This is a genomic window from Acinetobacter sp. HA, assembly GCF_000264725.1.
In the GTDB taxonomy this organism is placed as follows: Bacteria; Pseudomonadota; Gammaproteobacteria; order Pseudomonadales; family Moraxellaceae; genus Acinetobacter; species Acinetobacter schindleri.
The window spans coordinates 49,528-56,100 of the sequence record NZ_AJXD01000016.1 but is presented as its reverse complement, the minus strand read 5'-3'; the positions used below and the strand labels follow the sequence as shown (position 1 = coordinate 56,100).

Genomic DNA, 6,573 nt, shown 5'->3' with positions numbered 1-6,573 from the left:
AATTCGATCAGCATTTTTTTTGTTATGGACAAGTTTTAATTCACCTGGCGAATCGGCTGGCCCGCCTGAAAGGCTTTAACATTTTCCGTCATCTGATCCACGATGCGCTGGCGGGCATCGACACTGCCCCAGGCATTATGCGGTGTAACGATCAAATTCGGAATGTCTGGATCGAGCAGAATATTGCCCTCTTTCGGCGGCTCTACCGTCAGTACATCGGTGGCAGCACCTGCGATTTTGCCTGCACATAATGCCTGTGCTAGAGCCGCTTCATCAACAATACCGCCACGCGCACAGTTAATCAGGAAAGCACTTGATTTCATAGCTTCCAGCTCGGCATGGCTGATCAGGTTGCGGGTATCTTCAGTCAGTGGGCAATGCAAACTCAGGAAATCAGCCTGTGGCAATAACTCCGCGAATGGTACACGTGAGGCATCAGTTGGACGGTTCGGTAATGAACCTATTATCACCTTCATACCAAACGCTTCTGCCAGTTTCGCCACTGCCTTACCCAGTTCGCCATAACCCACAATGCCGAGAGTCTTACCAGACAGTTCTACAATCGGTGCATCCAGCAAACAGAATTGTGTCGCCTTTTGCCATTCGCCTTGTTGTAATTTTTGCTGATAAGGCAGGAAAGACGTCGCCAGATTCAGCATTAACATGAGGGTATGTTGGGCGACAGCGGAAGTGCCATAGGCTTGGCAGTTACACACGACAATATTGCGTGCTTTAGCTGCGGCCAGGTCAACATTATTGGTACCAGTCGCAGAGATTAAAATCAGTTTCAGTTGAGGGCATTGCTGAATGGTTTCGGCATTTACCATGACTTTATTGGTGATGATGACGTCGACATCTTGCACGCGTGGCAAAAGTTCAGCCACAGAAGTAGCAGGATATAAAATTAACTCGTCAAATACGCCATGCAGTACCTGAAAGTCGAGATCCTGTTGATCTAGAGAAGCATAATCCAAATATACGGCTTTCATGGCCTGACCCTCAATCCTGTTAGACAATTTATCCTGTCATTTAAAACAAGTCATACAGGGTTTTCAACCGTTTTTTAGACTTTATCCTGCCTTGTTTAATCGAGTGGTTTATCCAGATGGTTACGCACAGAATGACGAATTTTATAAACAATATAAACGGTCAGAATCATCAAAAATACGATAGTTGCACTCAGGAAAATAATGGTCGGGTGTACGCTGTCTTTGGCGAATGCCAGATTGGGCAGGCCCAAAGTTAGCATTAAAAATATGGTGGCGAACTGTGTAGATTGCATAAGATGTCCCCCCTTCTCACGAAAACGATCGCGTGCGGTAATGAAAAATCCATACCGCATAACTACATCTTATGCCAGCAAAACAATAAGTCAAGCCATTGTTTTTAAGTGATATTTCAAGTTAATTTGCTTCACTGCGTGTCACAAAGTGCGTATTTTTGTCACTGTCATCAACAAATGCCGCTGCACCGTATTCATCAGTTTTGAGACTTAATTCCTTATAACTGAACATATAGAAATCTGTATAACGTTTCATCAAAATTGGGTGCATTCCGACCGAAAGCGGTTCCTGTTCCTTGACCAGCTTCATCATATGACGGTCATTCATGACGACGAGATAACGTTCGTCATTCAAGCTGATGGTCAACAAGCCGTTGCCGCGCGCATAAATTGGAATCAGGAATTTATGGTTCAGCGCAATCGCCTGATCGGCATAGCTTTCAATCTTGTTACTGATGACATTGAACACCAGACCATGCCCATAGATATCCAGCAGGATCTGACGGTTTTCCTGCGGCAGGTTGACCTGAATGCCGAGTTTCATCAGATCATGCTGATCCACCTGTTTATTGCTGAGTAACTCACGCAAAATGGTCTGCTTCTGATTAGCATCAAAAAACTGTGAATCGAGTTGCAGGTCATTATTTTTCAGGATACGGCCCAAGGCCATCCGATGCCGTGGCAACAGGTTTTCGATCACCTTACGGTAATAAAACTTGCTGTTCTTTTTGACCCGGCGCATCTTCTGATAAAAATAGCTGGCATCAAATTCATGCAGCAGGAAATCATTCACCAGTTCGGAGCTTGCCAACACGGCAATGGCATCGTGATTGGTAAAAGCCAGATGCAATACGTGATGTGGCGGCAGGACTTCTCTGAGTTTATGATAATGCGCACGATCCTGTGCATAGTGCGGATCATAAATAATAATGTATTCACGATCCTCACTGACATCTGCCTTCGTAATGCGCATCTCGCCATTCAGTTCCGGCTGATAGAACATGTTATAACGGGCGTCTTTCACATCTTCCGGATCAATCGAGTATTGCGGCACCATGGCTACGGCGCGCTGTACATCCAGAGCATTGGAATATTTAATTGCCGCATAGCCGCCCATTGAACCGCCATAGGCAATACGCTGCTCAAATGGTGCAATCAGTTCAGCAATTGCGTCCAGCATGGCTTGCATAGACGCTTGTGGAAACCAGGATTTATCCTTGGGCATAATCCCGAGCACATTGAATTCAAACTTTTGCAGCGACTTCTCTGCATTGATGGTGGTTCCCTTGGCACGGGTAATCAGATCCCCAAAGGAGAAGATCAGTTCTGAAGATGAACCCGGCATAAAGATTGCGCGAATGTGCTCATCTTCAAAGACGATTTGTTTTTCCATAACTTTCCCATGCCTATAAAACGAACGCTTCCATTACAAATTCAATGGCGCAAAACGATGCAAAAATGAATATGCTATTTTATAGCGAAGACCAAGATTAAAAAGCGCAAAATATGACACAATCATTACATCCTGCTGCACAACAAGGTTTTAGTAGCGCTGCTGAGCGCTATCAGCAGGTGCGCCCAAGTTATCCTGAAGCATTAGTACCCTGGTTGCAACAGCAGCTTGGCTTACCCCATCATGCCCAATTACTTGATTTGGGTAGCGGTACCGGTAAATTCCTGCCCCAGCTGAAATTACTCAGTTCGCATATTCTGGCGGTTGATCCTGTCGCAGAGATGTTAACGCAACTCAAGCAGGTTCATCCAGATATTCCGACCTTGCAGGCGATGAGTGACGCCCTGCCGCTAGAAAATGCCTCGATGGATGCTGTATTTTGCGCACAGTCTTTTCACTGGTTCGCCAATTTCGACAGCCTTAAGGAAATTCATCGGACTCTGAAAGATCAGGGCTATCTGGTCCTGATCTGGAACCAGCGTGATATTAATGTCGACTGGGTCAAAGCTCTGGCAGAATTTATTCTCCCCATGGAAGGCGATACGCCACGCTACCATAGTGGTCAATGGCGCAATGTGTTCCAAGATCAGCAGCTGTTTCGACCGGTAGCAGAAACGACTTTGCAGCAGTTCCATTCTGGAACCGTCGAACAGGTGGTGTCCAAACGTCTGCTCTCGACCAGCTTTATCGCCGCTCAGTCTGATGATGCACAGCAGCAACTCAAATCTCAGTTTGAACAAATCCTACGAGAACATACTGGCAAGCAGCCTGATGAACAGATTGACTTCCCCTATATTACCCATGTCTATATCTTTCAAAAAATTCTAACGCCTTGATAAAACTTTAACAGGACAAAATAATGCCAAATATTCAGAATCTCAGCCGAATCACCTTGCTTACATCCACCCTGTTGCTGGTGGCGTGTAATCAGAAAGATGCGCCGAAACAGGAAGCGGCTCAGCAAAATGAAGCAGCTGAAGAAGTGATGAAGGAACTGAAAACACAACCGGTGAAAGATTTTCCGCAAACAGCGGATGATCAACATGATATTGCCGTACTGGATGACTTTGAGCAGCGCCTGCAATCCTTAAATGAGGATATCGAAGCTGAAACTGAACGCATGCGTAAAGAAGGCAATCTGACTGAAGAATTTATGCAGCAACGTCAGCGTGACCATATCCAGTCTGCACTGACTTTATTAAAAAGTCTGGAACTGAAAACTGAACAGGGTCGTTATATTCAGGGACTGATTTATCAATACTGGGAACAACAGCAAAAACTGCTGGGCACAACCTCTTCAGATAAAGCGATCCAGCATGATGCCAAGGAAAGTGTAAAAGGTTTGGGACAGTATCTGCATGCTCAGGAACAGCTGGAACACTGGCGTAACCAGTATGCAAAAACTCAGGCTAAAGTCCAATAAGACTGATCTGCTTTCTGTTAAGGACGTTCATGATATTGCGCTAAGGTATCGTGAATGTCCTCCCACTCAGCTTTAGAACCGACATAGAAATGGCAAGTCGGTTTCTGCTCAATCGGTGTATCCAGACTGCCAATACGCAGACGATAAACATCCGGCAGATCTGCTTTCACGCTATAAATCGGAGAACCACATTCGCTACAGAAATTTCGGCTCACGCCAGTCGTGGTAGTGAATGACTTGAGTAATTTCTGTCCTTGCAGCAGATGAAAATCTGCTTTAGCAATCGGACTATTGGTAGCAAAGGCAGTACCGGTAGCTTTACGGCAACGGCGGCAGTGACATTGAATAATATCACCCAGCGATCCACGAACTTCATACTGGATTCCACCGCAGAGACAGCTACCGGCATAATGATCTTGAGTCGACATATCAGCAAACCTCCTTGTGAATAATTTTCGCCCAATATAGCCTAAAAAATTACTGACTGTGAATGTCTAAAATATCTTCGCTTCAAGCAGAATCAGACAGATAAGCCGCGACACCTTCACCCGCTGCACGACCGGTTGCCATACAGGCAGTCAACAGATAACCACCGGTGGGCGCATCCCAGTCCAGCATTTCTCCACATAGGAATACATAAGGATTGGATTTAAGTTGCAAATGTTCCGTCAGCACATCACGTTTTACACCACCTGCGCAGCTAATCGCCTCTTCAATTGGACGGAATCCCTGAAGAGAAACCATCAACTGTTTAATTTGCTGTGCCAGATGTTCAGCATCCTGCCAGATATTTTTAGGCACCAGCTCTCGCACCAGTGCAGCTTTAGCGCCTTCCAGTCCTGCCTTGCGCCAGACATTGCTTAAAGACTGCTTCTTGCTGGATTGCAGTTTATGCGCCAGTTGTGCTGCGTTTTGATCGGGAAACAGGTCCAGATACAGTTGCATGGGCTGCCCACGTTTGACCTGTTCACGCAAACCACGTCCCTGTTTATAGATCAAGCCACTTTCAAGACCATAATGACTGATGACGATATCACCCATAGTCTTGTCACTGCCTTCCACCCAAGCTGCAACCCGTTTCAGTGGCTGACCAAAGATGGGCTGTATAAACCTAGACCATGGATACTCCACTCCGACATTACTGGCCTGAAAAGGCTCAATTTCTTCTGTCTTTAGCCATGCTTGCCATTGACCATCACTGCCAAGCTTTGACCAGGATACCGCGCCACAGGCGAGGATAATCGCATCAAAGAGTTCTGTTCGTAGCTCATCAGTTTTCAGATCCAATAGTTCCAATTGATTCTGTTTTAACTGGGTCACCTGATGGCGGTAATGAAACTGTACCCCCTGCTCGGCCAGACGTTTTAACCAGGCACGTAACAGCGGAGCGGCCTTCATTTCGGTTGGAAACACCCGTCCAGAAGAACCAATATAGGGTTCAATGCCCAAACCTTGCATCCACTCTTGGATCCAGGCAGCATCCCAACGTTTTACCCACGGCGCTAGCCATTCAGCCTGATCATAACGCTGGATAAACTGTTCTACCGGTTCAGCATGCGAGATATTCAGACCGGTCTTGCCTGCCATCAGAAATTTGCGCGCAGCTGAAGGCTTCTGCTCATAGACATGTACGTCATAATGCTGCTGGCTCAGCACTTCTGCTGCCATCAGCCCTGCCGGGCCGGCACCAACAATCGCAATGCGTTTACTCATGGCTTATTCCACAGGCGCAACATTTTGCCCCTGTAGAGGCTGGAAATCATCAAAGCGGGTGGTATAACCCTCAGGTTTCGTAATAATTAGCTGCTGACACAGTTCACCACGTTCCAGATATTTGATCTCAAAATGGGTACGGGCCGAATCGGATGCAATGATCTGCTTGTCATAAGGCAGCTTCCATAGCTCTTTCATCTGCTGTTCAGCTTCATCGATATATTCCGGAATATTACTTGCCAACGTAATCGAACCACCTGTTTTCAGCCGTGATAGCAAAAATTCAAAGAACGGCATATTGGCCCAACGCTGTGCCGGATTATGTGGTTCCGGGTTTGGATACAGGACAAAGAACTGCTCTACCTGGCCAGGATACAGTGCATGTACCACCCATGGCAGGGCATCAGCATGTACGGTTTTTAAATTTGGCTGGCCTTCCAATTCATGCTGCTTTTGCATGGCCAGAAATTTTTCACGGGTCCGTTCAATTGCAATCAGTTTGTGCTCTGGATGTGTCCGGGTAAATAACAAGGCATGCTTGCCCTTGCCTGCACCAATTTCGACACAAATCGGTTCAGGGCTGATGCTTTGAAAATCACGAGGGGCATGCATACGCTGCGCTTGAAATTGACGAATTGGCATAATCAGATCAAACTAATGAAAACCGCATAAGTCTAACAAGTGCGGCTATGTTTGCCTAAT

8 protein-coding genes are annotated in these 6,573 nt (G+C 46.3%); 2 read left to right on the top strand and 6 right to left on the bottom strand.

Going from position 1 to position 6,573, the window contains the following annotated elements; all coding sequences use genetic code 11:
• Positions 1-35 precede the first annotated feature (35 nt).
• The 3 genes from HADU_RS04405 to HADU_RS04395 form a co-directional block, all read right to left on the bottom strand.
• On the bottom strand, positions 36-989 hold the full coding sequence (locus HADU_RS04405) for a 2-hydroxyacid dehydrogenase (RefSeq protein ID WP_008303945.1): 954 nt from the start codon (positions 987-989) through the stop codon (positions 36-38).
• Positions 990-1,084: 95 nt separating this feature from the next.
• On the bottom strand, positions 1,085-1,282 hold the full coding sequence (locus tag HADU_RS04400; protein WP_004813413.1) for a hypothetical protein: 198 nt from the start codon (positions 1,280-1,282) through the stop codon (positions 1,085-1,087).
• Positions 1,283-1,403: 121 nt separating this feature from the next.
• Positions 1,404-2,675, bottom strand: coding sequence for a hypothetical protein (locus tag HADU_RS04395; protein WP_004813415.1), 1,272 nt, complete (start codon positions 2,673-2,675; stop codon positions 1,404-1,406).
• Positions 2,676-2,788: 113 nt separating this feature from the next.
• Between HADU_RS04395 and HADU_RS04390 the strand changes: the two genes are divergently transcribed.
• Positions 2,789-3,571 carry a class I SAM-dependent methyltransferase gene (locus tag HADU_RS04390; protein WP_005220789.1) on the top strand — a complete coding sequence of 261 codons (783 nt, stop codon included), beginning with the start codon at positions 2,789-2,791 and terminating at the stop codon, positions 3,569-3,571.
• 23 nt (positions 3,572-3,594) lie between these two features.
• Positions 3,595-4,158 carry a hypothetical protein gene (locus HADU_RS04385; RefSeq protein WP_005220787.1) on the top strand — a complete coding sequence of 188 codons (564 nt, stop codon included), beginning with the start codon at positions 3,595-3,597 and terminating at the stop codon, positions 4,156-4,158.
• 17 nt (positions 4,159-4,175) lie between these two features.
• Here HADU_RS04385 and HADU_RS04380 read toward each other — a convergent pair whose 3' ends face one another.
• The 3 genes from HADU_RS04380 to HADU_RS04370 all read right to left on the bottom strand — a co-directional run bounded on the left by HADU_RS04380 (position 4,176) and on the right by HADU_RS04370 (position 6,519).
• Positions 4,176-4,586 carry a GFA family protein gene (locus HADU_RS04380; RefSeq protein WP_004890423.1) on the bottom strand — a complete coding sequence of 137 codons (411 nt, stop codon included), beginning with the start codon at positions 4,584-4,586 and terminating at the stop codon, positions 4,176-4,178.
• Positions 4,587-4,668: 82 nt separating this feature from the next.
• On the bottom strand, positions 4,669-5,871 hold the full coding sequence (locus HADU_RS04375; RefSeq protein ID WP_005220785.1) for a TIGR03862 family flavoprotein: 1,203 nt from the start codon (positions 5,869-5,871) through the stop codon (positions 4,669-4,671).
• 3 nt (positions 5,872-5,874) lie between these two features.
• Entirely contained in the window at positions 5,875-6,519 is a 645-nt protein-coding gene (locus HADU_RS04370) for an SAM-dependent methyltransferase (RefSeq protein WP_171056641.1), read from the bottom strand.
• Positions 6,520-6,573: the final 54 nt, after the last annotated feature.

Coding starts and splice junctions, on each gene's coding strand:
- HADU_RS04375 (WP_005220785.1), bottom strand. CDS start 5,871: ATGAGTAAACGCATTGCGATTGTTGGTGCCGGCCCGGCAGGGCTGATG.
- HADU_RS04390 (WP_005220789.1), top strand. CDS start 2,789: ATGACACAATCATTACATCCTGCTGCACAACAAGGTTTTAGTAGCGCT.
- HADU_RS04400 (WP_004813413.1), bottom strand. CDS start 1,282: ATGCAATCTACACAGTTCGCCACCATATTTTTAATGCTAACTTTGGGC.
- HADU_RS04385 (WP_005220787.1), top strand. CDS start 3,595: ATGCCAAATATTCAGAATCTCAGCCGAATCACCTTGCTTACATCCACC.
- HADU_RS04380 (WP_004890423.1), bottom strand. CDS start 4,586: ATGTCGACTCAAGATCATTATGCCGGTAGCTGTCTCTGCGGTGGAATC.
- HADU_RS04405 (WP_008303945.1), bottom strand. CDS start 989: ATGAAAGCCGTATATTTGGATTATGCTTCTCTAGATCAACAGGATCTC.
- HADU_RS04395 (WP_004813415.1), bottom strand. CDS start 2,675: ATGGAAAAACAAATCGTCTTTGAAGATGAGCACATTCGCGCAATCTTT.